We start from the raw sequence: 26,180 nt of genomic DNA, 5'->3' as shown, positions 1-26,180 counted from the left end.
CACGGCCAGCCCCTCGAATGAATGGCCCGCAGTGTAGCCGCGCCGCCATGTCCGTGGCGCCCGGTCGGAACTGGCGCCCGAAAGCCCAGCCGCCCCGATCGCCCGTGACCCCTGAGACGGGCGCGGCCCAAAGCCAGGGGCGCCGAGCAAGAGCCGCCTCGCGGCGATGGCGCCGTCCCCCTCCCTCGCGAAGCGAGTAGAGAGGGGGAAGCCGCGCAGCGGCTCAGGGGGTTCAAAGAGTCCTTGCGATGATCTCCTTCATGATCTCGTCGCTCCCCCCGTAGATCCGCCCGATGCGCGCATCGGTCCAGGCGCGGCCGATCTGGTATTCGGTCATGTAGCCGTAGCCGCCGTGCAGTTGCAGGAATTCGTCGAGCAGGCGGTTTTGCAGCGCCGTGGCATTGAGCTTGACCATGGCGGCGCGGTCGGGGGCGAGCGCACGGCGCAGGTGCAGGGCGATGCAGTCGTCCACGAAGACGCGCAGCATGGTGGCCTGGGCCTTGGCCTCGGCCAGCTTGAAGCGCGTGTTCTGGAAGTCGAACACCGGCTGGCCGAAGGCCTTGCGCTCGCGCGTGTAGGCAATGGTCTTGTGCAAAAAGGCCTCGATGGAGGCGGCCGCGCGCACGGCCACCACCAGGCGCTCCTGGGCCAGTTCGTGCATGAGGTACTTGAAGCCCGCGTTCTCCTCGCCCAGCAGGTGGTCGGCCGGCACGCGCACGTTGTCGAAGAACAGCTCCGAGGTGTCCTGTGCCATGAGGCCGATCTTCTCGAGCTTGCGGCCCTTGGAGAAGCCGGGCATGCCGTCCTCGACCACGATCAGGGACACGCCCTTGGCACCCATCTCGGGCGCGGTCTTGGCGACGACGATGACCAGCTCCGAATTGATGCCGTTGGTGATGAAGGTCTTCTGGCCGTTGAGCACGTAGTGGTCGCCCTCGCGCCGCGCCGTGGTGCGCACGGACTTGAGGTCGCTGCCCGCGCCGGGCTCGGTCATGGCAATGGCGCCGATCAGCTCGCCTGCGGCCATGCGCGGCAGCCAGCGGTCCTTCTGCGCCTTGCTGCCATAGGCATGGATGTAGGGCGCGACGATGTCCGAATGCAGCGGAAAGCCCAGCCCGCTGGCGCCCGTGCGCGCGATCTCCTCCAGCAGCACGGCCGCATGGCCGAAGTCGCCGCCGCCGCCGTAGGGCTCGGGCAGCATGGGGTTGAGCAGGCCTTCGCGCCCGGCCTTGCGCCAGACCTCCTTGGGCACGATGCCCTGGCGCTCCCATTCGGCATGGTGGGGCACGATCTCGCGCTCGAAGAAGCGGCGGGCCTGCTCGCGGAACTGTTCATGGTCTTCGCGGTAGACGGAGCGCTCGGTCAGGTCTTGCATGGGTCGGTATCCGGTGGTTGTCGGTGAGGAAAGACGGTGAAGGGCCGTTCAGGCGCTGCGCAGATTGAAGCCCGCGTGGGGCTGCTCGCGCAGCCTGTCCTTGAGCACGCGGCGCAGCAGCTTGCCCGTGGGCAGGCGCGGCAGCTCGTCCACGAACTGCAGGCGCTGCGGGCGCTTGAGGCGCGACAGCGTGGCGCCGGCCTCGGCGACGATGGCGCGCGCCATCTCGGCGCTGGCCGCATGGCCCTGGCGCAGCACGACCACGGCCATGGGCTGCTCGCCGAAGTCGGGCTCGGGCACGCCGACCACGGCCACCTCCTGCACGGCCGGGTGCGTGGCCAGCGCGTTCTCTATCTCCTGCGGATAGAGGTTGACGCCGCCCGACAGGATGAGGTCGGCCCGCCGGTCGCTGAGGAAGAGGTAGCCCTCCTCGTCCACATGGCCCAGGTCGCCGTAGGTGGCCCAGCCACGCTCGTCGATGGCCTCGCGGGTCTTGGCGGGGTCGTTGAGGTAGGCGAAGGGCGCCACGTCCGAGAAGAAAACGCGGCCGATCTGGCCCGCAGGCAGCTCCTGCCCGTCGTCGCCCACGATGCGCAGCCGACCGTAGCTGGCGCGGCCCACCGAGCCTGGGCGCCGGCGCCATTCGGCGGAGTTGATCAGGGTGATGCCGCAGCCTTCGGAGCCTGCGTAGTACTCCAGCAGGATGTCGCCCCACCAGTCCAGCAGCGCCTGCTTGACGGCCACCGGGCAGGGCGCGGCCGCATGGATGGCGCAGCGGTGGCTGGACAGGTCGTAGCCGTGCCGCACCTCCTCGGGCAGCTGCAGCAGGCGGCCCAGCATGGTCGGCACCCACTGGCTGTGGGTGATGCGGTAGCGCTCGATCATCGCCAGCGCCTGCTGTGCGTCGAAGCGCGCCGTGATCACCACCGCGCCGCCGCCGTCCAACGTACGCAGGCAGTAGCGCAGCGGCGCTGCGTGGTACAGCGGCGCGGGCGAGAGGTAGACCGCGTCGGCATCAAAACCCATGTTGCGCTGCCAGGCCAGGAATTCGGGGTCGGCCTGCGTGCGGTAGAGCGCCGCCGGCAGCGCCTTCTTGATGCCCTTGGGCCGGCCCGTGGTGCCGGAGGAGTACAGCAGGTCGCGCCCCAGCGGACGGCCCGACAGGTCGATGGGCGCGGGCGCCTGCGCGCGCCAGGCGGCCAGGGCATCGGCCAGCGACGGCAGGCCCGTGGATGCGCAGTCTCCGTCCACCGAATGCACGGTGGCCGGCAGTGCAGCCGGCAGCTGCGCCGCCGTGGCGGCCGAAGCAAAGACATGGCGCGCCCCGCTGTCGTCCAGGATGTAGGCCACCTCGGGCGCCGTCAGATGGGTGCTGATGACCACCGCGTACAGGCCCGCCAGGCGCGCGGCCAGCACCAGCTCCAGGATCTCCACGCGGTTTTCCATCAGCACGGCCACCGTGTCGCCGGCCGCCAGGCCCTGCCCGGCCATCCACTGCGCCACCTCGCGCGAGCGCTGCGCCAGTGCGCCCGCCGTGTGCTGCTGGCCGCTGTCGCCCATGGTCAGCGCAACGCGGTCGGGCCGGGCATCGGCCCAGCTGTGAAAGTCATGCACGCCTGTCTCCTTTGCTTTTTTGAATCCGCCGTCTCGAATTCATCGGGTTTTCAGCAAGTATTTTTGTTTACGCTCGGTTTTTCATCCGGGAAAACGCTTTGTTCAATGCAAATTTCGAGACTTATCATTCATTTCATGAACCTCCAGTCTCATTAAATCCGCATGAACACACCCGTCATCGTCGATGCCATCCGCAGTCCCATGGCCCGGGCCAAGCCCGATGGCGCCCTGGCCCAGCTCCACCCCGTCGATCTGCTCAGCCAGGTGCTGGAGCAGCTCGTGCAGCGCAACCGCATCGACCCCGGCGCGGTGGACGACGTGATCACCGGCTGCGTGAGCCAGGCCGGCGAGCAGGCCGGCACGCCGGGCCGCCTGGCCTGGCTGGCGGCAGGCCTGCCGGCCCATGTGCCGTCCACCACCATCGACCGCAAGTGCGGCTCCAGCCAGCAGGCCGTGCACTTTGCCGTGCAGGCCATCATGTCGGGCACGCAGGACATGGTGATCGCCTGCGGGGTGGAGTCCATGAGCCGCGTGCCCATGGGCAGCTCGCGCATGGGGCAGAACACCACGGGCGCGCGCTTCGATGCGCGCTTTGCGCCGGGGCTGGTGGGCCAGGGCGTGTCGGCCGACCTCGTGGCCGCGCGCTGGGGCCTGGGCCGCGAGGAACTGGATGCCTATGCCGCGCGATCGCACCAGCGCGCCCATGCGGCCCAGTCGGCCGGGCACTTCGAGCGCGAGATCGTGGGCATCACCACGCCTGCCGGCCTCGTCACGGCCGACGAGACCATCCGCCCGGGCACCACGGCGCAGAAGCTGGGCGCGCTCAAGGCCGTGTTCCAGAACGACGAGCTGTCGGCGCGCTTTCCGCAGATCCGCTGGCACACCACGGCGGGCAATGCCTCGCAGATGACCGACGGCGCCAGCGCCATGCTGCTGATGAGCGAAAAGCGCGCCCAGCAACTGGGCCTGCGCCCGCGAGCGCGCTTCGTGGCGCTGGACGTGGTGGGCGACGATCCGCTGTACATGCTCACGGCCCCCATTCCCGCCACGCGGCGCGTGCTGGCCAAGGCCGGCATGCGGCTGGAGCAGATGGACCACTGCGAGATCAACGAGGCCTTTGCCTCCGTGCCCCTGGCCTGGCTGAAAGAGCTGAGGGAACTGGGCGCCGACCCCGAGCGGCTGAACCCGCGCGGCGGCGCCATCGCCCTGGGGCATCCGCTGGGCGCCTCGGGCATTCGCCTGATGACCACCATGCTGCACGCGCTGGAGGACAGCGGCGCGCGCTATGGCCTGCAATCCATGTGCGAGGCCGGCGGCATGGCCAACGCCACCATCATCGAACGCCTGTGAGCCAGGCACGGGAGACACATCCATGCAACTGCAAGAGAACATGACGGCCCTGGTGACGGGCGGCGTATCGGGCCTGGGCGAGGCATCGGCCCAGGCGCTGCTGGAACGCGGCCTGAACGTGGTGGTGGTGGACCTGAACGAGGACCGCGGCGCGGCCATGGTGGACGCCGCCCGCCAGCGCCACGGCAGCCGCCTGCGCTTCGTGAAGGCCGACGTGGCCGACGCCGACCAGATGGCCGCCGCCATTGCGGCCGCCGAGGACTTCGGCGAGTTCCGCGCCCTGGTGCACTGCGCGGGCGTGGGCGGGCCGCTGCGGCTGGTGGAGAAGGACGGCAGCCCCGGCTCGCTGGACAAGTACACGGGCATCGTGCGCGTGAACCTGATCGGCACCTTCAACACGCTGCGCCTGGCCGCCGCCAGCATGGCGCGCAACGAGCCCGTGCAAGGCGAGCGCGGCGCCTGCGTGCTCACGGCCTCGGTGGCGGGCTATGAGGGGCAGATCGGCCAGATTCCCTATGCATCGGCCAAGGCGGGCATCATCGGCATGACCATCGTCGCCGCGCGCGACCTGGCCACGCGCATGATCCGCGTGTGCACCATTGCGCCAGGCCTGTTCGACACGCCCATCCTGGCCAAGCTGCCCGACAACATCCGCCAGTCGCTGGCCGCCTCCGTGCCCAACCCCGCACGCCTGGGCCACCCGTCCGAGTACGCGATGACCGCGCTGCACATTCTTGAAAATCCCATGCTCAATGGCGAAACCATCCGCCTCGATGGCGCCATTCGAATGAATCCTCGCTGAGAAGCGCCCTGGCCCAGCACACGCGCGGAGAAGAAACACCATGTTCAAACGCCTCACGCTGGCGGCTGCCGCCTGGCTGTGCGCCACGGCCGCCATTGCAGCCGATGCCTGGCCCACCCGGCCCATCACCCTGGTCGTGCCGGGCGCGGCCGGGGGTTCCACCGACATTCCCGCGCGGCTGCTGGCGCTCAAGCTGGGCGAGCGGCTGGGCCAGCCCGTCATCGTGGACAACAAGCCGGGCGCGGGCGGCTCCATCGGTGCCAGCCAAGTGGCACGCGCGCAGCCGGACGGCTATACGGTGCTGGTGGGCAACACGGGCTCCAACGCCATCAACTACACGGCCTACAAGAAGCTGCCCTACAGGCCCGAGGACTTCGTGGCGCTGACGGACATGATCTCGTTCTCCAACGTACTGGTCGTGCCGCAGGCATCGCCGGTGCGCTCGCTGGAGGACCTGCTCAAGGCCGCGCGGCAGGCGCCGGGCAAGTTGTCGTTCTCCTCGGCCGGCGTGGGCCAGACCACGCACCTCATGGGCGAGCTGCTGCGCGAGCGCACGGGCGTGGACGTGGTGCATGTGCCCTACCGTGGCTCGGCACCGGCGACGGCGGCCATCGTCTCGGGAGAGACGCAGTTCATGTTCGACAACCTCACGGCCTCGCTGGTGCATATCAAGGCGGGCAAGCTGCATCCCATCGCCGTGACCGGCGCGCAGCGCGAGCCCGAGTTGCCCGAGGTGCCCACCGCCACCGAACTGGGCCTGCAGGACTTCAACAAGGTGGGTTGGATGGGCTTCTTCCTGCCCGCGCAGACGCCGCCCGCCGTGGTGCGCAAGCTCACCGACGGCCTTGTCGCCGTGCTCCGGGACCCCGAGGTGGCGCGCCGCTACCGCGAGCTCGGCGGCCGCCCCGGCGGCATGCCGCAGGCGCAGTTCACCCAGCTGGTGGACAACGACCGCAAGAGCTGGGGCGCGCTGATCACCAGCCGCCAGCTGCAACTCGACTGAACCGATTTCGACGGAGACGCCATGAAGGTGCTGGACAGCGTGCGCGTGCTGGAGATTGGCGGCATCGGCCCGGGGCCGTTCTGCGCCATGCATCTGGCGGACCTGGGTGCCGATGTGGTGTCCATCGTGCGGCCCGAGGCGGAACCCGCCGCCACCTCAGCCGCCTCCGCGCTGTCGCGCGGCAAGCGCTCGGTGTTCGCCGATCTCAAGTCACCCGAAGGGCGTGACCTGGTGCTGGCCCTGGTGCGCGATGCCGATGCGCTGATCGAAGGCATGCGGCCCGGCACCATGGAACGCCTGGGCCTGGGACCCGAGGCCTGCCAGGCCCTCAACCCGCGCCTGGTCTATGGTCGCATGACGGGCTGGGGCCAGGACGGCCCGCTGGCCCAGGCAGCTGGCCACGACAACAACTATGCGGCCGTCTCGGGCGCACTGTGGGGATGCTCGCCGGCCGATGCCCGGCCGGTCTCGCCCTTTGCCACCCTGGGCGACATCGGCGGCGGCGCCATGTACCTGATGACGGGGCTGCTGGCCGGCATCGTGCAGGCACGCGCCACGGGTCGCGGCACGGTGGTGGATGCGGCCATCGTCGATGGTGCGGCGCACATGCTCAACCTCATGCTGCATGCGCGCCAGCGCGGGCTGGTGGCCGACGAGCGCGGCCACAGCATCCATGACAGCGCACCGTTCTACGAAACCTATGCCTGTGCCGATGGCGGCTTCATCACCGTGGGCGCCATCGAGCCGCAATTCCACGCCCTGCTGCTGGACAGGCTGGGCCTGGCCGATGCCGCAGCGTTCCAGGGCCCGCAGTGGGACCGCGTCGCCTGGCCGGCGCGGCGCGCGCAGCTGCAGACGCTGTTCGCCTCCCGGCCCCGCGCGCACTGGCAGCAATTGCTGGAGGGCAGCGATGCCTGCTTCGGCGCCGTGCTCAGCCCTGTGGAAGCCGCCAGCCATCCGCACCTGCAGGCGCGTGGCGTCTATCTGCAGCCCGAAGGCGGCGCCCTGCAGGCCAGCCCCGCGCCACGCTTTGACGGCCAGGCCTATGCACCGGGTCCTGCGAATGCCGCAGGCTCCGACACCGCCAGCGTGCTGGAGAAGGTGAGCGCAGGGCGAGCGCAGGAAGTCTGGCGCAGCGCCCGCTGATTTACGAAAGGCTGGAAGCGCCCAGCATGCCCTCGACCAGGCGCACCAGCGTGATCAGGCGCGGCCCGGCATCGCTTTCCAGCGCGCGGCTTTGCGGGCTGTAGATGGGCAGGGAGACCGAGAACACCCAGTACTCGCCGTCCTTGGCCGTGGACATGGGCACGGCAATGGACTGGATCTCGCGGTGCAGGTCGCCGTGGCTGCGGCAAAAGCCGTGCTCGGCCAGGTCGCGCCGCGCATCGTCGAGCCGCTCGCGCAGTTGCTGGGCGCGTGCGGGATCGTCGGCCTGCAGTTCCGCGATGAAGGCCTCGCGCTCGGCCTCGGGCAGGCTCAGCAGGTAGGCGCGGCCCGTGGCGGTGCGCGACAGCGAGATGTGCACGCCGATCTCGGGCAGGAAGACCTTGTTGGTCAGGCCGTTGGCCAGCTCCACCAGGCACAGCTGGCGGCCGTGCCCCACGGCCAGCTGGATCTGGCCCTCCAGGTGATTGGCCAGCTCCTGCATGTGCGGCCGCGCGAACTGGCGCATGTGCATGCGCGCCAGCACGGGCGAGGACAGGTTCAGCAGCCCCACGCCCGGCACGTACTTGGACAGGCGCTCGGAGTAGCGCATCAGGTTCAGTACGCACAGGGTGTCGATCAGGCGGAACAGCGTGGGCTTGGGCAGGCCCGTCATGTCCATCAGTTCACGGGCGCTGAGTTCCTGGTGCTTGTTGGAAAAGCACTGGAGCACGGAGATGCCGCGCACCAGGGCGGCCACCAGCTTGCCACTGTCTTCTGTGTTCATGAATGGTTTTCGGCACTGCTAAAGATGAAACGATTGTCTCAATTTTCCGGCTGCCAAGCGGCAAATCCACCGGCCTTGCCGCAGTGCAAACCCTGGCGCCCCTGCCGGCCGGCGCAAGCGGCCAGTCCTGGCACGGCACAATTGCCGCATCCGGCTGGCGTTGCGCGCCAGCCACTCACTTTCCAGAGCCTGCCGTGTCCGAACCGTCCTCCGCCGTCCCGCCTACCGAGCCGCCAGACTACGACGCCTTTTTGCGCGCCCATGTGCTGAGCCAGCCCCTGAGCATCCAGCGCTATGACCGGGAAGACGAAACCATCTGGGTCAAGCGCGCGGGCGCCAGCAACCCGGCATGGCGCTATCGCGCGCTGGCCCTCCTCGCCTTGTGCCTGCGCCTGCCCGTGCTGCGGCCCGTGCCCAACCCCGGCGGCCACGAAGCCATCCGCACCGAGGTCCGCCGCCTGCGCCAGCTCGCGCAGCGCGGCCTGCGCGTGCCTGCCGTGCTGGCCGAGTGCGAGGACGGCTTTGCCATGCGCCACCTGGGCAGCCCCGGCGTGGAGGCGCCCTCGCTGGGCAATGCCATGGAAGCCGCCCTGCCCCGGGGCGACGGCAGCACGCTGGCGCTATGGTTGCAAGGCCTGCAGACCCTGCAGCAGGTGCATGGCAGCGGCGACTGCCTGAGCCAGGCCTTTGCGCGCAACATGGTCTGCTGTGCCGATGGCGTGATCGGCTTCATCGACTTCGAGGACGACCCCGCCGCCCACCTGCCCCTGGCGCTGTGCCGCGTGCGCGATGCCCTGTGCTACGCCCACTCCACGGCCTGGATACTGGAGCAGGCCGGCGCCATGCCGGCCGCGCGCACGGCTTGGCAGGATTTCGTGCAGTCCATGGAGCCCGAAACCCGCGCCCTGATGGCCCGCACCGTGAAACAGCTGGCCTGGGTGCGCCGCCTGCCCGAAAGCCGCCGCCTGGGCCGCGACATGCAGCGCGTGCGCATGGCCTACACGCTGGTGACGCCTTAGCGGCAGCGGGCCGCAGGCCTCAACCGGGCCTCAGCCGGGCTTCAGCCGGGCAGGTGGCCCAGCGAGGCGCTGACGCGCGCCGCTTCGGCGCGCAGGGCCAGGGCCACCGCGCCCTGCGGGTCCGGGTCGAAGCCGCCGCTGGCGCCCAGCGCGCACAGCACGCCCACCACATGGCCTGTGTAGTCGTGCAGCGGCGCCGCCACGGCGCTGATGCCCGGCAGGTTGACATCGCGCACCGAGGCGCAGCCCGCAGCGCGGATCTCGCGGCGCAGCGTGCCCAGCGGGTCCGCGCCATCGAGCAGCGCGCGCCGCGCGGCCGGCGCCTCGGCCAGCTCCCGGGCCAGCAGCGCATCCACGCGGGCATCGTCGTCCATGAAGGCGAAGAAGGCGCGCCCCGTGGCCGACCACAGCAGCGACATCACCGAGCCCACGCGCACATTGACGGTGACCGGCAGGCCCGGCTCCTCGAAGCGCACGATGGTCGGGCCCAGGTTGCCCATCACGGCCACGAAGCTGGTGACCTGCAAGGCCTCGCGCAGGTGCAATAGGGCCGGCTCGGCCAGGCGGATGGGGTCGGACTGCCGCATGGCGGCCAGGCCCACGCGCATGGCCTCGGCCGCCAGCGCGTACTGCGTGCCGCCACGGTCCTGCTCCACCAGCCCCTCGGCCATCAGGCTGGCCAGATAGCGGTGGACCTTGGCCGGGCTTTCCTCCACCGCGCCCGCGATGGCCGTGAGGCTGGCGCGTCCGCCCAGCGTGGCCAGGGCCTTGAGCACGGCCAGGCAGGTCTCGGCGGCCTGCACGCGCTGGCGCCTTTCGCGCGGCGGCGCGGGCTCGTCAATCTCGGAGGCAGCAGTGGAAGTCATGGCGGCAGGGCGGGTCTGGAAAGGCCTGTTTTAAGGGCTGGCGGGGCATTGTGCCGCAGCTTGCGGGTAATCCCGGGCGGTGTTTTTACGCAATGCGTAGAAAAATTACGCAAAACGAGATTCCATGGATTCCACCCAGGCCTCACCGGAGACAAGCCCCATGCACAAGCGCCTTTTCCTCACCACACTGGCCGCAGGCCTGCTATCGGCCACCGCCCTGCCCGGCGCGCTGGCCCAGGACGGATTCCCCAGCAGGAACGTGCGCTGGATCGTTCCCTACGCGGCCGGCGGCGGCTCGGACTTCCTGGCCCGCACCATAGGCCAGGCCTGGGGCGGCCAGGTGCACCAGCCCATCGTGGTGGACAACCGCCCGGGCGGCAACACGGCCATAGGCGCCTCGGAAACCGCGCGTGCTGCCGCCGATGGCTACACCGTGCTGTCGGCCGACAACGGCACCCTGGTCTTCAATCCCGTGCTCTACAAGAGCCTCAGCTACAACCCCGCCAGGGACCTCGCGCCGGTCACGCTGATGGGCCGCTTCCCGATGATCCTGGTGGCCGGCCCCGGCATGGCAGCGGCCACGGCCAAAGACTTCCTGGCCCAGGCGCGCACCAGCAAGGACGGCGTGAACTACGCCTCGGCCGGTGCCGGCAGTCCGCACCACCTGGCCATGGAACTGCTCAGGGTGGAGGCCGGCCTGAAGCTGGTGCACGCGCCCTACAAGGGCGCGGCACCGGCCCTGGGCGACGTGGCGGGCGGCCAGGTGCCCGTGATGATGGTGGACCTGGCCGCAGGCGCAGGCTTCATCAAGGGCGGCAAGGTCCGCCCGCTGGCCGTGGCCAACGCCACGCGCCTGCCCCAGTTGCCCGACGTGCCCACCTTCGCCGAGCTGGGCCTGCCCAAAGTGCAGGCCGCCGCCCTGGTGGGACTGGTGGCGCCCGCCAGGACCCCGGCCCCGGTCATCGCGGCCCTGCACAGGCAGGTCGTGGCCGCGATCAACGAGCCCGCCGTGCGTCAGAAGCTCGTGGATTTCGGCGTGGAGCCCGTGGGCAACACGCCCGAGCAGTTCGCCGCGCTGCTGGCCAGCGAAAGCGCGCGCTGGCACCAATTGATCCGCGACCAGAACATCACTTTGGATTGACCCTCCGCGCCTCCTGCCTGCCTGCGAACCTGCCATGACTGCCTCCGCCGCCTCCAACGCCGCCCCGTCCACCTCTGCGCCAGCCTCCGCGCGCTGCCCCTTCGACCACCGCCAGCCCAGCGGCCAGACCGGCCCCACGGGCTGCCCCGTCAGCGCGGGTGCCGCTGCCTTCGACCCGTTCAGCGACGGCTACCAGCAGGACCCGCCCGAATATGTGCGCTGGGCGCGCGAGCAGGAGCCGGTGTTCTACAGCCCGCAACTGGGCTACTGGGTGGTCACGCGCTTCGACGACATCAAGGCGGTGTTCCGCGACAACATCGCCTTCAGTCCCTCGATCGCGCTGGAGAAGATCACGCCCACGGGCGAGGAGGCCAATGCCGTGCTGGCCTCCTACGGCTTCGCGCTGAACCGCACCCTGGTCAACGAGGACGAGCCCGCCCACATGCCGCGCCGCCGCGCGCTGATGGACCCGTTCACGCCCGAGGAGCTGCGCCACCACGAGCCCATGGTGCGCGAGCTGGCGCGCGCCTATGTGGACCGCTTCATCGACGACGGCCGCGCCGACCTTGTGGACCAGATGCTGTGGGAGGTGCCGCTGACCGTGGCCCTGCACTTTCTCGGCGTGCCCGAGGAGGACATGGACCGGCTGCGCGAGTACTCTATCGCCCACACCGTCAACACCTGGGGCCGGCCCCGGCCCGAGCAGCAGGTGGCCGTGGCCCATGCGGTGGGCAACTTCTGGCAGCTGGCCGGCAAGGTGCTGGCCAAGATGCGCGAGAACCCCGATGCGCCGGGCTGGATGCAATACGGCATACGCAAGCAAAAGGAGCTTCCCGAGGTCGTCACCGACTCCTACCTGCACTCCATGATGATGGCCGGCATCGTGGCCGCGCACGAGACCACGGCGAATGCCACGGCCAACGCCGTCAAGCTGCTGCTGCAGCATCCCGGCGCCTGGAAGCAGATCTGCGAGAACCCCGCGCTGATCCCCAATGCCGTGGAGGAATGCCTGCGCCACAACGGCTCGGTGGCCGCCTGGCGGCGCCTGGCCACGCGCGACGTGGTGATCGGCGGCGTGGCCGTGCCGGCGGGCTCGAAGCTGCTCATCGTGACCTCGTCGGCCAACCACGACGAGCGGCATTTCGCCGATGCCGACTTCTTCGACATCCACCGCGACAACGCCGGCGACCACCTGACCTTCGGCTATGGCTCGCACCAGTGCATGGGCAAGAACCTGGCGCGCATGGAGATGCAGATCTTCCTGGAGGAGTTCACGCGCCGCCTTCCCCACATGCGGCTGGCCGAGCAGCGGTTCACCTACGTGCCCAACACCTCGTTCCGGGGCCCCGAGCACCTGTGGGTGGAGTGGGACCCGGCCCTCAACCCCGAGCGCGCCCGTCCCGCCCTGCTGCAGGCGCGCCAGCCCGTGCGCATCGGCGAAGCCCTGCAGGGCGGCGCCAGCCGGCCCATGGTCGTGGCCGAGGCCGAGGCCGCCGCCGAAGGCGTGCTACGCCTGCGCCTGAAGGCCGCCGATGGACACGCCCTGCCGCGCTGGACGCCGGGCTCGCACATCGACCTGCAATGCGGCGACACGGGCCTGTCACGACAGTACTCGCTGTGCGGCGACCCGCAGGACACCGGCAGCTACGAGATTGCCGTGCTGCGCGAGGCCAACGGCCGTGGCGGCTCGGCCTGGGTGCATGAGCATCTGCACCGCGGCGCCACCGTACAGGTGCGGGGCCCGCGCAACCATTTCCCGCTGGACGAAGGCGCCAGCCACCTGATCCTGGTGGCCGGCGGCATCGGCATCACGCCCATCTCGGCCATGGCACGGCGCGCCAGGGCGCTGGGCCTGTCCTATGAAATCCACTACAGCGGCCGGCGCCGCGCGGGCATGGCGCTGCTGGCGCCGCTGCTGGCCGAGCATGGCGCCAGGCTGCATCTGTACGTGGCGGAGGAAGGCCGGCGCGCCGACTACGCCGCCTTGCTGGCCACGCCGCGCGCCGGAGCCCGCATCCATGCCTGCGGACCGGCGCGCCTGCTGGACGGCCTGGAGGCCGCCAGCCGCCACTGGCCCGAGGACAGCCTGCGCGTGGAGCATTTCGTCTCCACCGTGGGGGCGCTGGACCCTGCCAGGGAGCAGGGCTTCGAGGTGGAACTGCGCGCCTCGGGCCTTGTGCTGCAGGTGCGCAACGACCAGACGCTGCTGGACGCCCTGCGCAGCGCGAAGATCGAAGTGCAAAGCGACTGCCGGGAAGGGCTGTGCGGGTCCTGCGAAGTGCCCGTGCTCGAAGGCGAGGTGGACCACCGCGACATGGTGCTCACGCGCGGCGAGCGCGCGGCCTGCACCAAGATGATGAGCTGCTGCTCGCGCGCCAGGAGCGGCAGGCTGGTGCTGGGCCTTTAGCCAGGACTCCGCTGCCCTGTGCCCGCAAGCCCGGCGCCCAGAAACACAAAAGCCCCAAGGCCATCATCGGCAATGGGGCGATCGCATCGGTGGGCGCGCTTCGGGGCGCACCTGCCTCCAACCGGATTACTGGTTGGCGATTTCGAGCTCGGCGTTGCGGGCTTGCTGGATGAAATCGATCAGGGAATAGATTGCTTGGCGCATGGTGAACTTCCTTACTGAGACGCTCAACAATCACTGGCGGCATGCATCTCAAGTGCCGCGAATGCCGGGAAAACCCTCTAAGCGTTTACCCTAGTTCTAAGTATAAACCACTAGACCCACCCGTGCAAAGGCACAGTTGTAAGCGCACGTCAAGATTCCGCAGAGGAGCCCAACTGCGTCCCAATGTCAGGCATGGGATGATTCAGGCTTATGACCGCGCCTTCCGTTTCTCTCGCACCCTGGCACATAGAGCCGCTGAACCCGGCCGAGGCGCCGTGGCCGCTGCTGCTGTCGGCGGATCCGTCGCGGGAGAAGGTGCGCGGCTATCTGGCGGGCTCCACCTGTTTTGCCGCGCGCGAGTCCTTCCAGCGCGAAGGCCAGCCGCCGCGTCCCGGCGGGCGCGGCGAGGTATTGGGCATGTGCGTGCTGGTGCCGCTGCGCGCCAGCGGCGATGAGGCATCGGCCCCACCCGCCTGGGAGCTGATGAACATCGCGGTCGCGGAATCGCTGCACCACCGGGGCCTGGGCACCGCCCTGCTGCGGCGTGCCATCGAATGGGCGCGCTCCCAGCGAGCGCCGCGCATCGAGGTCGGCACGGGCAGCTTCGGCGACCAGCTGGTCTTCTACCAGCGCGCGGGTTTTCGCGTGACGGGCATAGACCGGGATTTCTTCCTCAGGCACTACACCACCCAGCTGTGGGAGCGCGGCGTGCAGCACCGCGACATGCTGCGCCTGACGCTGGAGCTGAGCACGGGCCGCTGAACGGCCGCCCGCTCAGTCCGAAGACAGCTTCATCAGCACCAGGCCCGAGACGATGAGCACGGCCGCGCCGATGCGCATGGCACTGACCTGCTCGCCCAGGACCGTGATGCCGACCAGGAAGGCGCCCACGGCGCCGATGCCGGTCCAGATCGTGTAGGCCGTGCCCAGCGGCAGGCTGCGCATGGCCACGGCCAGCAGGCCGAAGCTGGCGATCATGGTGACGATGGTGATGGCGCTGGGCACCAGCCGCGTGAAGCCGTGAGATTGCTTCATCGAGAACGCCCAGACCACTTCGAGCAGCCCCGCCACCAACAGATAGACCCATGCCATGGAAAACTCCTTGTGGAGCCGGGTCGTCCCGGCGCATGCATGTCCCGATGTGGGGGAGGCCGTCCTCCTGGCAGAAGGGCTTGCGCCTTGCTGCATGGCCGCCAGTTTAGGAGAAAGCTGTCCAGTGGGTCGCACCCAGGCTGTTGCCCCATTGCCGCCTGGGTGGTTGCTGCACAACAGCGGCCAGGGCGTCAGGCGGCCTGCGCCTCTTCGTGCTCGGCCAGCAGGATGTTGCCCACGGTGGCGCCCAGGCCGGCCACGCGCTTGCGCAGCTTGAGCACGGCCTTGTCCTTGCTGATCAGCAGCGCCTGGTGCTGGCTGGCCAGGTCCAGGAAATGCTGGTCGTCGGGGTCGGTGCAGGCAAAGCGGATGCGCGGCGCATCGGCCACGTATTCGACCGCTCCGTCAAAGGCCGAGAGCACGCCTTCGGCCGTCTTGCCATAGAAGGCCACGCGCGGCGCGATCTGGCTGTAGTGCAGCACGCGTTCGAGTTCGAGGCGCTGGGCCTGGTCGGCAATCCAGCGCATCTGTCCCTGCTCCACCAGTTCGCGGATCGGGGGGACATGCGGATCGTCGAAGATCAGCATATCAAGGACCACATTGGTATCGAGCACCACGGGCCGGGGCAGGGGACCTTCGTAGCCGTCGTTGCACTGTGGCCAGCGCAGCACGATCTTCATGGCGCGGCGCCCTCTGCCGGGCCTTCGGCGGCCTTTCTGGGCTTGACTGCGCCACGGATCATGTCGAAGCGGAACAGCCGGCATTCGATGGGGCCGTTCCACATGGGCGTGCGGCGCGCCTCTTTCAGGCGCATCTTGCCGGGCAGCTTGAGGTCGGGCGTGAGCATCCAGGCGCTCCAGCCGCTGTAGTTCTTCTTCCAGTGGGTGGCCAGCTGGCTGAAGAATTCCACTCCGTCCTCGGTCTGGGCCGTCTCGCGGCCCGCGCGCTCGACCACTTCCATGCGTTCGCCGGCGCTGCGGCCGGCCGAGCCGGCTGCGGCAATGCGCTCGCCATAGGGCGGGTTCAGCAGCATCAGGCCGGGCTGCTCGCAGGGCGGCATGCGCTGCAGCGCGTCGCCACCGCGCAGTTGCACGGTCTGGCCCACGCCCGCGCGCTCGGCGTTGCGCTGGGCAAAGTCCACCATGCGGTGGGACACGTCGGAGCCATAGATGGCCACGGGGCTGTCGGGCAGGATGGCGGCCTCGGCCTCGTCCAGCATGGCTTCCCACACATGCCTCTGGAAGGGCACCAGCTTCTCGAACGCGAAGCGCCGCAGGATGCCGGCCGGAATGCGGCGTGCAATCTGCGCGGCCTCGATCAGCACCGTGCCGCTGCCGCAGCAGGGGTCGTACAGCGGCTGGGGATCGTCGCCGTGCGGGTCCCAGCCCGTGGCGGCGATCATGGCCGCGGCCAGGGTTTCCTTGAGCGGCGCATCGCCCTTGTCCTCGCGCCAGCCGCGCTTGAACAGCGCCTCGCCCGAGGTGTCGATGTAGATGGTGGCCTCGTCGGTCGTCAGGTGCAGGTGCACGCGCACGTCGGGGTGACGCGTTTCCACGTCGGGGCGCACGCCCTTCCTGTCGCGGAAGCGGTCGGCAATGGCGTCCTTGACGCGCAGCGCCGCGAAGTTGAGGCTGGTCAGCGGGCTGTGCTGGGCCGTGACCTCGATCTTGAAGCTCTCGCGCGGGGAGAACCAGATCTCCCAGGCCACTTCGCTGGCGGCGCGGTACAGGTCGTTCTCGTTGCGGTACAGGGTCTGCGACAGCTGCACCAGCACGCGCTGGGCCAGCCGGCTGTGCAGGTTCAGCAGCAGGGCGTCGCGCCACAGGCCGCGCACCATCACGCCGCCACGGCCCACCATGAGGTCGTGGCCGCTCAGGCCGGTGATCGCGTGGACCTCGTCGGCCAGAAATCCCTCAACGCCGGCGGCGCAGGGCAAAAACAGATGCAGTTGGTTCATAGCTTGGGTGCCGAGCATACGCGCACCGCGATTCCCCGCGCAGGCGCCAGCCGAAACCCGCTTGCCTGCGCTTCGGCCCGGGCCTACAGTGGAAGCAACCGCGAGGGAGAGCACCATGAAGCCTCGAACCACGCCCGTCCACACGGATTTCCTCGGCGCCACGCAGGCCGCACGCCTGGTGGCGCAGGTCGGCGTTGCCGCCTGCCTGGCCGGCCTGGCCGATGCCATCGAGCAAGACTTCGCGCGCTGGCCCGATTTCGAGAAATCGGCCCGCATCGCCCACCATTCGCCCGGCGGCGTGATCGAGCTCATGCCCGTGTCCGATGCGCTCGACTACGCCTTCAAGTACGTCAACGGCCACCCGGACAACGCCGATCGGGACCTGCCCACGGTGATGGCCTTCGGCGCCCTGGCCGACGTGGCCACGGGCCTGCCGGTCTTCCTGTCCGACCTGACGCTGGCCACGGCGCTGCGCACTGCCGCCACCTCGGCGCTGGCCGCGCGCCGGCTGGCGCGGCCGGGCTGCCGCAGCATGGCGCTGGTCGGCGCAGGATCGCAGTCCGAATTCCAGGCCCTGGCGTTCACCCACCTGCTGGGCGTGGAACGGCTGCGCATCTTCGACATCGATGTCAAGGCCATGCGCAAGCTGGTGGACAACCTGGGCCATGCGGGCATCGCGGCCCAGCGCATCACCTGCTGCGCCAGCAGCGCCGAGGCCCTGGAGGGCGCCGACATCGTGACCACGGTGACGGCCGCCAAACACCGCGCCTGCGTGATCGCCGATGCCGACGTGCGCCCGGGCACCCACATCAACGCCGTCGGCGGCGATTGCCCCGGCAAGACCGAGCTGCCCCTGGCACTGCTGCGGCGTGCGCGCATCTTCGTGGAGTTCACGCCCCAGACGCGCGTGGAAGGCGAGCTGCAGCAATTGCCCGCCGACGCGCCCGTGACCGAGCTGTGGCAGGTCATCAACGGCCAGGCGCCGGGCCGCGGGCATGACACGGAGATCACGCTGTTCGACTCCGTGGGCTTTGCGCTGGAAGACTATTCGGCCCTGCGCTGGTTGCGCGCGCTGGCCCACGACACCGGACTGATGCAGTCGATCGACCTGGTGCCTGCGCTGGCCGACCCCCGCGACCTGTACCGGCTGGTGCGCGAGGCCGGGCAGGCAGAACGCGGCTTTGGCTGACACGGGGACTGCATACCATGGGTCCCATGAGCATGAACACCCATACGACCCCGCAGACCGCACGCGCCCTGAGACTCATAGGCGTGCCCACCGACATCGGCGCCAGCCGCCTGGGCAGCGCCATGGGGCCGGACGCACTGCGCGTGGCCGGCCTGGGCCCGGCGCTGCGCCAACTGGGCTGCCAGGTGAGGGACATCGGCAATCTGGCAGGCCCGCCCAATCCGCAGACACCGCCCGAGCAGGGGCTGCGCCACCTCGCCCCGGCCCGTGCCTGGATGCAGGCCGTGCACCAGGCCGTGGGCCAGGCGCTGGACGACGGCGAGCTGCCGCTGATGCTGGGCGGCGACCACAGCCTGGCCATGGGCTCGATCAGCGCCGTGGCCGCCCACTGCCGCCGACGAGGCCGCGCGCTGCGCGTGATCTGGCTGGACGCCCACGCCGACTGCAACACGCCCGATATCTCGCCCAGCGGCAACCTGCACGGCATGCCCGTGGCCAGCCTGTGCGGCCTGGGGCCCGCGGCGCTCACCGCGCTGTCCCAGGGCGGCGATCCGGCGCTGGCAGCCGCCTCGCTGTGCCAGATCGGCCTGCGCAGCGTGGATGACCAGGAAAAGCGCCTGCTGCATTCGCTGGGCGTGGAGGTCTATGACATGCGCGCCATCGACGAGCTGGGCATGCGCGAGGTCATGCGCCGCGCGCTGGAAGACCTGGAAGGCAGCGACACCCACCTGCACCTGAGCTTCGACGTGGACTACCTCGATCCCGACATCGCGCCCGGCACCGGCACCCCCGTGCGCGGCGGCCCCAGCTACCGCGAGGCCCAGCTGTGCATGGAGATGCTGGCCGACACCGGACGCCTGGGCTCGATGGATCTGGTGGAGCTCAATCCCGCGCTGGATGTGCGCAACCAGACGGCAGAACTGGTGGTGGACCTGCTGGAGAGCCTGTTCGGCAAGAGCACGCTGGTGCGGGCCGATCGCTGAGGCCGCTCAGGCTGGCGAGAGCGAAACACGCCAGCCGTCGCCCGTTGTATCTGTGGCGAAGCGCACAGGCACAAAGCGCTTGATCACCTCGAAATTGCTGCGCGCATGCGGCGTCAGTTCCGTGCAGGTGTAGCTGGCCGCGCGCCCGCTGCGCCAGACGGCCAGCGCCAGCGGCAGGGCCCATTGGTCGGCCAGGTACGGGCCCAGCGCGGCCCGGCTGCCCTGGTGGCGGCGCACCTCGCGCGCCAGGTCATGCGCCACCTTTTCGGCGCTGACGCCCTTCATGCCGAACTGCGTGAACACTTCGCTCAGGTGCTCATAGGCCAGCGTGGCCAGCAGCGCGTTGCCCGGCCCCTCGTTCTGGCGCACGGCAGCCACCTGCAGCTGCTCGCCAGACCAGCCCAGGGCCTGGCCCAGATGGTCCAGTTCGCGCTGGGCCACCGCACGTGGCAGCGCGGGCGCAAAGCATTCGGCATGGCTGGCCACGGGGGCGCCACGTTCGGTGATATCGAAAGGCACAAGCCCATTGGTTGTCGGCGTGATCGTCACGTCCATCTCGCCGCCACCGGCCGGATAAAAGCCCAGCCGGCGCAGCCGCAGCTCGCAGCGGGCGCCCAGCCTGTGCAGCAGCGGCGCATAGCTGCGCTCCAGGAAGTGGAAGGGCGGCGCGGCCGGGTTGTGGGTGCCGCCGCCCAGGGTCAGGCGGCTTTCGCCATCGGCCAGCATCAGCGCGGGCCACAGCGTCTGCAGCAGCAGGGTGCAACTGCCCGCCGAGGCGATCACGAAGCGGTACTCGCCCGCACGCACCGGCCCCGGCGTGAATTGCAGCGCCTGCGAATTCATCTCGGCGCCCTGCATCTGCGCGCCGCAGATTTCGGCGGCGGCATTGACGCAGGCCAGGTGCTGGCGCATCAGACCCGGCTTGGCGCGCCCGGCACGGATGCGCTGCATGGCAAAGGGCTGGCCCGTGCACATGGAAAGCGCCAGCGCGCTGCGCAGCATCTGGCCTCCGCCCTCCCCGGCGGAGCCGTCGATCTCGATCACTTTCATTTTTCTCTTTCATTCATTGCCGCCAATTGCCGCCAAAGCGCGCCACGGCATCCCGCAGATAGCGGTCCAGCGGCGCTGCATCGGCCTGGCCCCCCGGATCGGGCGCATGGGCCATGGCATGGGCCAGCTCGCGCTCCAGGAAATCATGGACCCGCACCCGGCGCGGCCCCTTGGCGGCCTCGCCCAGGCGCATCTTGAGCTCCAGCAGCTCATTGAGTTCGGCCAGCAGGCCTGCATCCTCCAGCGTGCCCGCCGCCAGCTGTGCAAAGCGCATGGGCGGCGCACCACGCCCCTCGCGTATCCAGCGCGCGGCCAGCAAGGGGCGCAGCACGTAGAAGTATTTCTTGTAGCGCACGACATCGCCCTGCAGGTGGGCGCGCAGGTTCTTGCGCGCCATGGCCACGTAGTGGTGGTAGCCGCGCACCGGCGAAAAGCCCTGCTCGGCCAGCAGATGCAGGCGCTCGGCCCAGGGCTGCTCCTGCCGGTAGACCACGGGCGAGCGCAGCCATTCAAGCAGCGTGGGGTTGGAGGCGCGCAGCAGCCCCAGCGCCTTGCGCAGCTCCCAGCCGCTGACATCGAGCTCGCCGCTGAGCGGCTGCTCTATGACATCGCGGCCCGGCGCCACCGTCAGATACCAGGGCAGGCGGTGGACGTAGATGAAGCGCACGTCATAGTCGCTGTCGGGCGAGGCGAAGCCCCAGCCGCGGCTGCCCGACTCGCAGGCAAACAGCACCGTGACCTCGTGCCTGCGCTCCACCTCGGCCAGGTTGGCCAGCACCGTGGCGCGCATGACATCGGAGACCGGATGCGCGCTCAATACCTTCTCTTCCCTCATGCTCTCATCCTGCTTTCTGTTCTGGAGGATGAGAGCCCGGGGCCCTCATCCACTCACCCTTTCACGCACACCACTTGCTTCAGGGTGTGCACCACCTCCACCAGATCCTGCTGCGCGGCCATGACCGCATCGATGTCCTTGTAGGCCATGGGAATCTCGTCCACCACATTGGCATCCTTGCGGCATTCCACGCCCTCGGTGGCCTTGATATGGTCCTCCACGCTGAACATCTTCTTGGCCTTGGTCCGGCTCATCACGCGGCCCGCACCGTGGCTGCAGCTCTCGAAGCTCTCCGGGTTGCCCAGGCCGCGCACGATATAGCTGCGCGCGCCCATGCTGCCCGGGATGATGCCCAGCTCGCCGCGCCGCGCGCTCACCGCACCCTTGCGGGTGATGAATACGTCCTGCCCGAAATGGCGCTCCTGCTGCACGTAGTTGTGGTGGCAGTTCACCGCCTCCACATGCGACTCGAAGGGCTTGGCGATCACCTTGCGCACCGTGGCGATGAGGTTGGCCATCATCACCTCGCGGTTGCGCATGGCGAACTTCTGCGCCCAGGACACGCCGCGCACATAGTCGCCAAAGTAGCGGGCCCCTTCCTCGAAATAGGCCAGGTCCTTGTCGGGCAGGTTGCGCTGATGGAGTTCTGCGTCCTTCTTGGCCAGCTCGATGAAATGGGTGCCGATGGCATTGCCCACGCCGCGCGAGCCCGAGTGCAGCATGAACCACACGAAGCCCGCCTCGTCCAGGCAGATCTCGATGAAGTGGTTGCCGCTGCCCAGCGTTCCCAGGTGCTTGCGGTTGTTGGTGTTGGCCAGGCGCGGATGCAGCTCGCACAGCAGGTCGAACTCATCGGCCAGCGTGGCCCAGACCTGGTCCACCGACACGGGCGGGTTCTCCCAGCTGCCCGGATCGCGGCCCCGATGGCGCGGCACCGAGCCATGGGGCACGGCCTGCTCTATCGCCGAGCGGAGCGGGCCCAGGTTGTCGGGCAGGTCCTCGGCGCGCAGCGTGGTCTTGGCAGCCATCATTCCGCAACCGATGTCCACGCCCACGGCCGCCGGGATGATGGCCCTGATGGTGGGGATCACCGAGCCCACGGTGGCGCCTATGCCCAGGTGCACGTCGGGCATGGCCGCGACATGCTTGAAGACCACGGGCAGGCGCGCGGCGTTCTCCAGCTGCCTGCGCGCCTCGTCCTCCACGGGCACGCCCTTGGTCCACATCTTGATGGGGACGCCGTTTTCCACGTTGTGTTGCAGGTAGTTCATTGCGTTGTCCTTCAGTCTTCTTGTCTGTTCGTCTTGTTCAGGTCTTGCTGCCGCGCGGCTCATCCACGCATCAGGCGAGACAGGTCCCGCTTGCGGATGGCGCTGCCCAGGCTTTGATAGTCCCGCAGCGGGAATTCATGCTCCAGCCAGCGCTTTCGGTATTCCTCGACACCCATGCCGCAATAAATACCGTCCAGCACGCGGTACACGCTGCGCACCACGTCCTCGCGGGCCACCTGCCCGCGGGCCAGCACTTCATAGTCATCCATGGCGGTGATGCCCCAGCTGGCCCAGTCCGCGTACTGCCGCAGCTCGTAGGAAAGGGTGTCGTGATCACCTTCCATGCTCAGGTGCACTTCGCCGGGCTCGTCCATGAACACGGCGGCAGCCCGGTGCGCGCCCTTGGTCAAGGCCAGCGCCATGGCGGCCAGATCACCCAGCGAATCGTGCAGGTAGGACACGGCACACACCAGTTCCTCCTCGGGCGTGCTGAACTTCAACGTCGCCCAGCCCGCCTTGCCCACCTCATAGCTCCATAGTTCTTCGAATGCGGCCATGGCCGTACCTCTCTTTTGTTTCTTCGTTGTCCGTTGTGTCCCGACCAGCCTGCCGGTCAACGCATCTTCACCAGCCCGTTGAGCACCTGATCCAGCCCGCCGAACACGGAGATCTTGTCGATGCGCTCGGCCACGCGTTCCAGCGTCTCCAGCTCCTTCATGCGCAGGGCCACGGGGTTGTCCTCCATGACCTTGGCGGTGTTGAGCAGCGAGCGCGTGGCCGCCGTTTCCTCGCGGCGGCGGATCACGTTGGCCTGGGCCTGCTTTTCGGCCTGCACCACCTGGGTCAGGATGGCCTTCATCTCGCCGGGCAGCACGATGTCCTTCACGCCCACGCTCTCCACCACCATGCCGAAGGGCTGCAGCTTGGCCGCCATGTGCGCGGTCACCACGTCATCGATCACCGTCTTGTTCTCCAGCAGCTCATCGAGCGTGCGGGTGCCCACGGCGGCGCGCAGCGCGAACTGCAGTTCGCGGTACAGGTGCTCGGCGGGCTTTTGCAGCTGGGCAAAGGCGCGCAGAACGTCGGTGTGGCGATAGGTGGCGCTCAGGTTCAGGCGCAGGCTGACCTTGTCGCGGGTCATGATGTCCTGGCCCGAGACCTCGACGGCCTGCAGGCGCAGGTCCACCAGCTCCACGGCAACGCTGCGGCCGAACTTCCAGAACGCATGGCTGCCGGCCTGCAGCAGGCGGTCCACCTTGCCGTCGATGGTCAGCAGCGCGCACTGGCCTGCGGGCACCTGCACCTGCAGCACGCCGTTGAGGCCGGACACGCTGCGCTGGCGCAGCTGCGTCTGGGTCAGGCGCGCCGCCAGGGCGGCGGGCAGCTCGGCGCCGGCCTGCAGGTCGACCACCTGCACGCCCACGTCCACCAGTCCCTTCCAGTACAGGCGGCGCGTGCCGGGCGGCAGGATCTCGACCAGCACGCCGTTTTCGCTGCGCAGGCCCGCCTCGGTCTCGGACAGTTCCACGCGCAGGAATTCGGCGGCCACCACGGCGGGCTCCTGCGCCATCAGGTAGTCGGCCAGACCGTGCGTGAAGGCGGGCTGCTCCAGGGCAAAGGTTTCCACGCGCAGTTGGTCGGTGCCGGCAACCAGCCAGTGCCGGCCGCTGTGCAGCACGCGCTCGAAATCGCCATTGCGCAGCAGCAGGGCGCGTTCGTTCTTCTTGACGGTGATGCGTTGGATCTTCAGCATTTCTTCTTCTCCTCGTTCGGCGTCTTCGCCGCAATCAATAGGGGTGCCGTTACAGCAGCGGCGGGGTTCCAGGGGGCACGGCCCGGGCCTTGCAGTGCGCCGTGGCTGCAACCCTGGAAACAGGTTGCAGCGTGGCTGGCTGCGGGCGCGGACCGTGCCGGGACCTGGCACAGCCGCCGCCGCTGACGGGTGGCGGCCTTGGGCTGCATCGCAACCCGGTGGCCACCTCCCGCGTTCGGCGGGTGGTCTTTCGACCGTTTCAATAGCCCGGCCTTGCGGCCGGAAGAGTGGACAGGAATCGAACCTGCGACAGTCCTCTTGCGAGGGTGCTCTACCAGACTGAGCTACCAGTGGCTGGCAAGCCTGGAGTCGAACCAGGCGTCCCTTGCGAGACGGTTTCCACAACCTTGCCGTTACCCAGCGCTTGCGGCGTGCGGCATGCGGGAAATCGACAGGCCCCTGGGGGCCCGGACTTCCGGCACCGGCGGGGCGGGCCTTTGCCCCAACCCCGGCCTGTGAGCGGTCACCGCCTGCACTGGATGCCTTGGTTATTGCGAGATGCGTGCCAGCCTGGCATCAGGCGCCAAAAGATTCTTCAACGCATTGATTTATTTAGATAAATCTCAAATCACACTTTTCTTGATTTCTTCTTCAATCCAAAGAAACTAGAATTTCAGCTATTCAACTAGATAAACCATGGAAAAGAAAAAGGTCGTCATCGGCTTTCTGGGTACGCAGCTGGACTCCGGCAGGGGCGCGGGGCGCTGGGAAAAATGGCGGCCGACCCTCTCCCTCATGCAGCACGAGGATCTGGTGGTGGAGCGGCTGGAGCTGCTCTACACGCCGCCCCATCTGGCCCTGGCGCAGCTGCTGCAGGGCGACATCGCCACGGCATCGCCCGAGACCCAGGTGAACCTCGTGCCCATGGACATTGCCGATCCCTGGGATTTCGGCGAGGTCTATGCGCGGCTGTTCGACTGGACGCAGGCCTATCGCTTCGACCCCGAGCGCGAGGAGTACTGGACGCACATCACCACGGGCACGCACGTGGCACAGATCTGCCTGTTCCTGCTGGTGGAGTCGCGCCGCATTCCCGGCGTGCTGGTCCAGACCTCGCCACCCCGGCGCCAGCGCATGGGCGACCCGGGCAGCTATGCGCTGATCGACCTGGACCTGTCGCGCTACGACGTGATCGCCCAGCGCTTCGGCGCCGAGCAGAGCGAGGCCGTGCAATTTCTCAAGAGCGGCATCGCCACGCGCAATGCCGGGTTCAACGCGCTGATCGACGAGATCGAGCGCGTGGCCGTGCGCTCGCGCGCGCCCATCCTGCTCACGGGTCCCACGGGTGCGGGCAAGTCGCATCTGGCGCGGCGCATGTACGAGTTGAAGAAGGCCAGGCACCAGGTCCAGGGCGACTTCGTGGAGGTCAATTGCGCCACGCTGCGCGGCGATGGAGCGGCTTCGGTGCTGTTCGGCCACAAGAAGGGCGCGTTCACGGGCGCTGCGGCCGACCGCGCCGGCCTGCTGCGCAGCGCGCACCAGGGCGTGCTGTTCCTGGACGAAATCGGCGAGCTGGGCCTGGACGAACAGGCCATGCTGCTCAAGGCGGTGGAGGAAAAGCGCTTCTATCCCATGGGCAGCGACCGCGAGGTCAGCAGCGACTTCCAGCTGGTCGCCGGCACACACCGCGACCTGCGCATCGACGTGGCGCAGGGGCGCTTTCGCGAGGATCTGTTCGCGCGCATCAACCTGTGGGCCTACGCGCTGCCGGGCCTGGCCGGGCGCCCCGAGGACATCGAACCCAACATGGACCACCTGCTCGCGCGCTCGGCCGACGAGACCGGCCAGATGGTGCGCTTCAATGTGGAGGCCCGCGAGCGCTATCTGCGCTTTGCGCGCTCGCCCGATGCGCTGTGGAGCGGCAACTTCCGCGACCTGTCGGCCAGCATGACGCGCCTGGCCACGCTGGCCGACGGGGGGCGCATCTCCACGGCCCTGGTCGATACCGAGATCCAGCGCCTGAAGTGGCTGTGGCAAAGAGGCGATGCCGTGCAACCGGCCGGCGCCAGCCTGCAAAGCCTGCTGTCTGCCGAAGTGCTGGAGCCGCTGGATCTGTTCGACCGCATGCAGCTCGAAGCGGTGCTGCGCGTGTGCCGGGAGTCACCTTCGCTGTCCGATGCGGGGCGCCGTCTGTTCGACCGGTCGCGCACCCAGCGCAGCGTGCTCAACGATGCCGACCGCCTGCGCAAGTACCTGCTGAAATTCGGCTTGAAGTGGGATGACGTGGCCGGCCGAACGCCATAGACACCACGGTGGCGCGATGGCGAGTTTGCGCGCCT

At 68.9% G+C, this 26,180-nt stretch carries 23 protein-coding genes; 11 read left to right on the top strand and 12 right to left on the bottom strand.

The genetic code is table 11. The annotated features are described in order from the left end of the window. Positions 1–232 precede the first annotated feature (232 nt). Both KDK82_RS17040 and KDK82_RS17035 read right to left on the bottom strand, forming a co-directional pair. Positions 233–1,375, bottom strand: a complete 1,143-nt coding sequence (locus tag KDK82_RS17040; RefSeq protein ID WP_013804728.1) for an acyl-CoA dehydrogenase family protein — start codon at positions 1,373–1,375, stop codon at positions 233–235. A gap of 48 nt (positions 1,376–1,423) precedes the next feature. Next, positions 1,424–2,989: an AMP-binding protein gene (locus KDK82_RS17035; protein WP_088165704.1), complete on the bottom strand. Its 1,566-nt coding sequence runs from the start codon at positions 2,987–2,989 to the stop codon at positions 1,424–1,426. Positions 2,990–3,151: 162 nt separating this feature from the next. On the opposite strand from KDK82_RS17035, the gene KDK82_RS17030 reads away from it, so the two are divergent. The 4 genes from KDK82_RS17030 to KDK82_RS17015 are packed head-to-tail and all read left to right on the top strand — an operon-like array spanning position 3,152 to position 7,290. After that, positions 3,152–4,339: a thiolase family protein gene (locus KDK82_RS17030; protein ID WP_017406998.1), complete on the top strand. Its 1,188-nt coding sequence runs from the start codon at positions 3,152–3,154 to the stop codon at positions 4,337–4,339. Between the two features lie 22 nt (positions 4,340–4,361). Continuing rightward, positions 4,362–5,141: an SDR family NAD(P)-dependent oxidoreductase gene (locus KDK82_RS17025; protein WP_088165703.1), complete on the top strand. Its 780-nt coding sequence runs from the start codon at positions 4,362–4,364 to the stop codon at positions 5,139–5,141. Positions 5,142–5,181: 40 nt separating this feature from the next. After that, positions 5,182–6,144 (top strand): tripartite tricarboxylate transporter substrate binding protein, encoded by a 963-nt coding sequence (locus KDK82_RS17020; RefSeq protein WP_088165702.1) that lies wholly within the window; start codon positions 5,182–5,184, stop codon positions 6,142–6,144. 21 nt (positions 6,145–6,165) lie between these two features. Next, positions 6,166–7,290 carry a CaiB/BaiF CoA-transferase family protein gene (locus tag KDK82_RS17015; RefSeq protein ID WP_088165701.1) on the top strand — a complete coding sequence of 375 codons (1,125 nt, stop codon included), beginning with the start codon at positions 6,166–6,168 and terminating at the stop codon, positions 7,288–7,290. 1 nt (position 7,291) lies between these two features. Here the strand turns inward: KDK82_RS17015 and KDK82_RS17010 are convergent, their stop codons facing one another. Then, on the bottom strand, positions 7,292–8,074 hold the full coding sequence (locus KDK82_RS17010) for an IclR family transcriptional regulator (RefSeq protein WP_088165700.1): 783 nt from the start codon (positions 8,072–8,074) through the stop codon (positions 7,292–7,294). Positions 8,075–8,268: 194 nt separating this feature from the next. On the opposite strand from KDK82_RS17010, the gene KDK82_RS17005 reads away from it, so the two are divergent. After that, positions 8,269–9,093, top strand: a complete 825-nt coding sequence (locus tag KDK82_RS17005; protein ID WP_179217933.1) for a hypothetical protein — start codon at positions 8,269–8,271, stop codon at positions 9,091–9,093. 41 nt (positions 9,094–9,134) lie between these two features. Here KDK82_RS17005 and KDK82_RS17000 read toward each other — a convergent pair whose 3' ends face one another. Further along, positions 9,135–9,959 (bottom strand): IclR family transcriptional regulator, encoded by an 825-nt coding sequence (locus KDK82_RS17000; protein ID WP_088165699.1) that lies wholly within the window; start codon positions 9,957–9,959, stop codon positions 9,135–9,137. A gap of 160 nt (positions 9,960–10,119) precedes the next feature. Between KDK82_RS17000 and KDK82_RS16995 the strand changes: the two genes are divergently transcribed. The 3 genes from KDK82_RS16995 to KDK82_RS16985 all read left to right on the top strand — a co-directional run bounded on the left by KDK82_RS16995 (position 10,120) and on the right by KDK82_RS16985 (position 14,473). Then, positions 10,120–11,100 (top strand): tripartite tricarboxylate transporter substrate binding protein, encoded by a 981-nt coding sequence (locus KDK82_RS16995; protein ID WP_088165698.1) that lies wholly within the window; start codon positions 10,120–10,122, stop codon positions 11,098–11,100. Between the two features lie 34 nt (positions 11,101–11,134). Continuing rightward, entirely contained in the window at positions 11,135–13,507 is a 2,373-nt protein-coding gene (locus tag KDK82_RS16990; protein ID WP_088165697.1) for a cytochrome P450/oxidoreductase, read from the top strand. Positions 13,508–13,921: 414 nt separating this feature from the next. Beyond that, entirely contained in the window at positions 13,922–14,473 is a 552-nt protein-coding gene (locus KDK82_RS16985; RefSeq protein WP_088165696.1) for an N-acetyltransferase, read from the top strand. Positions 14,474–14,485: 12 nt separating this feature from the next. Here KDK82_RS16985 and sugE read toward each other — a convergent pair whose 3' ends face one another. From sugE to KDK82_RS16970, 3 genes are all read right to left on the bottom strand, one after another. Continuing rightward, positions 14,486–14,803: a quaternary ammonium compound efflux SMR transporter SugE gene (gene sugE / locus KDK82_RS16980; RefSeq protein WP_012202617.1), complete on the bottom strand. Its 318-nt coding sequence runs from the start codon at positions 14,801–14,803 to the stop codon at positions 14,486–14,488. Positions 14,804–14,994: 191 nt separating this feature from the next. After that, positions 14,995–15,483 (bottom strand): putative toxin-antitoxin system toxin component, PIN family, encoded by a 489-nt coding sequence (locus tag KDK82_RS16975; RefSeq protein ID WP_088165695.1) that lies wholly within the window; start codon positions 15,481–15,483, stop codon positions 14,995–14,997. Then, positions 15,480–16,760 carry a class I SAM-dependent RNA methyltransferase gene (locus KDK82_RS16970; protein WP_012202615.1) on the bottom strand — a complete coding sequence of 427 codons (1,281 nt, stop codon included), beginning with the start codon at positions 16,758–16,760 and terminating at the stop codon, positions 15,480–15,482. The genes KDK82_RS16975 and KDK82_RS16970 overlap by 4 nt, the downstream gene beginning before the upstream one ends. A 115-nt stretch (positions 16,761–16,875) precedes the next feature. Between KDK82_RS16970 and KDK82_RS16965 the strand changes: the two genes are divergently transcribed. Beyond that, the gene (locus KDK82_RS16965; RefSeq protein ID WP_088165694.1) at positions 16,876–17,949 is read left to right on the top strand and encodes an ornithine cyclodeaminase; all 1,074 of its coding nucleotides are present in this window, start codon (positions 16,876–16,878) and stop codon (positions 17,947–17,949) included. Positions 17,950–17,966: 17 nt separating this feature from the next. Beyond that, the gene (gene rocF / locus KDK82_RS16960) at positions 17,967–18,932 is read left to right on the top strand and encodes an arginase (RefSeq protein WP_088165693.1); all 966 of its coding nucleotides are present in this window, start codon (positions 17,967–17,969) and stop codon (positions 18,930–18,932) included. A gap of 6 nt (positions 18,933–18,938) precedes the next feature. Here the strand turns inward: rocF and rtcA are convergent, their stop codons facing one another. The 5 genes from rtcA to KDK82_RS16935 are packed head-to-tail and all read right to left on the bottom strand — an operon-like array spanning position 18,939 to position 23,841. Further along, on the bottom strand, positions 18,939–19,982 hold the full coding sequence (rtcA, locus tag KDK82_RS16955) for an RNA 3'-terminal phosphate cyclase (RefSeq protein ID WP_088165692.1): 1,044 nt from the start codon (positions 19,980–19,982) through the stop codon (positions 18,939–18,941). A 13-nt stretch (positions 19,983–19,995) separates the two neighbouring features. After that, on the bottom strand, positions 19,996–20,817 hold the full coding sequence (locus tag KDK82_RS16950) for a nucleotidyltransferase domain-containing protein (RefSeq protein WP_088165691.1): 822 nt from the start codon (positions 20,815–20,817) through the stop codon (positions 19,996–19,998). Positions 20,818–20,870: 53 nt separating this feature from the next. Next, a complete protein-coding gene (locus KDK82_RS16945; RefSeq protein WP_179217932.1) occupies positions 20,871–22,088 on the bottom strand; it encodes an RtcB family protein in 1,218 nt (405 codons plus the stop codon). Positions 22,089–22,147: 59 nt separating this feature from the next. Next, the gene (locus tag KDK82_RS16940; protein ID WP_088165690.1) at positions 22,148–22,645 is read right to left on the bottom strand and encodes a hypothetical protein; all 498 of its coding nucleotides are present in this window, start codon (positions 22,643–22,645) and stop codon (positions 22,148–22,150) included. A gap of 56 nt (positions 22,646–22,701) precedes the next feature. Then, entirely contained in the window at positions 22,702–23,841 is a 1,140-nt protein-coding gene (locus KDK82_RS16935) for a slipin family protein (RefSeq protein ID WP_088165689.1), read from the bottom strand. Between the two features lie 696 nt (positions 23,842–24,537). On the opposite strand from KDK82_RS16935, the gene rtcR reads away from it, so the two are divergent. Beyond that, positions 24,538–26,145 (top strand): RNA repair transcriptional activator RtcR, encoded by a 1,608-nt coding sequence (gene rtcR / locus KDK82_RS16930; protein ID WP_088165688.1) that lies wholly within the window; start codon positions 24,538–24,540, stop codon positions 26,143–26,145. Positions 26,146–26,180 lie beyond the last annotated feature (35 nt).

It is taken from the genome of Delftia sp. K82, assembly GCF_002193035.1.
Lineage (GTDB): Bacteria > Pseudomonadota > Gammaproteobacteria > Burkholderiales > Burkholderiaceae_C > Comamonas > Comamonas acidovorans.
This window is presented reverse-complemented; position numbering and strand designations above follow the sequence as displayed.